General features: G+C 37.1%; 1 protein-coding gene. It reads right to left on the bottom strand.

The features are described 5' to 3' along the window. Positions 1-171: 171 nt before the first annotated feature. The coding region (locus RTW80_RS27170; protein WP_312665755.1) for a dihydropteroate synthase at positions 172-477 on the bottom strand (306 nt) is incomplete at its 5' end.

Raw genomic sequence — 477 nt, forward strand, 5'->3', positions numbered from 1 at the left:
TGATTATAGTGTAGGTATTGGAACAGGTTTAGAATTAGGACATTTCCAGTTTATGTTTGGCTATGATTACCCTCTTAGTAACAGTTCGAAAGATCCAGACCTAAGTCAAGTACGCCACCACAACTTCAGAGCAAGTATAGCATATTCATTTAGAAAGCTAAAAAAATAAAACTAACCTAGGGCTTTGGATATTTTCAAGGCATCTGATAAAGACTTAACATCATGGGTGCGGAGATAATCTGCACCTTTTTTGTATGCATACATTTCTGCTGCAAGAGTTGGTGCTAAACGAGATTTCACATCGGTTCCAGTTATTTTACCTAAGAATGATTTCCGTGACACTGCAATCATTACTTGCAAATTAAAAGCTTCTTGAATTTCAGGGAAACGCTTCAAAACAAGAATAGATGTTTCTGGATTAGAGCCTAAAAAGAAGCCCATACCCGGATCAAGAATAATTCGTTCACGCTTTACACC

The sequence above is a fragment of the Escherichia sp. AM3 genome (genome assembly GCF_032029835.1).
In the GTDB taxonomy this organism is placed as follows: Bacteria; Pseudomonadota; Gammaproteobacteria; order Enterobacterales; family Enterobacteriaceae; genus Escherichia; species Escherichia coli.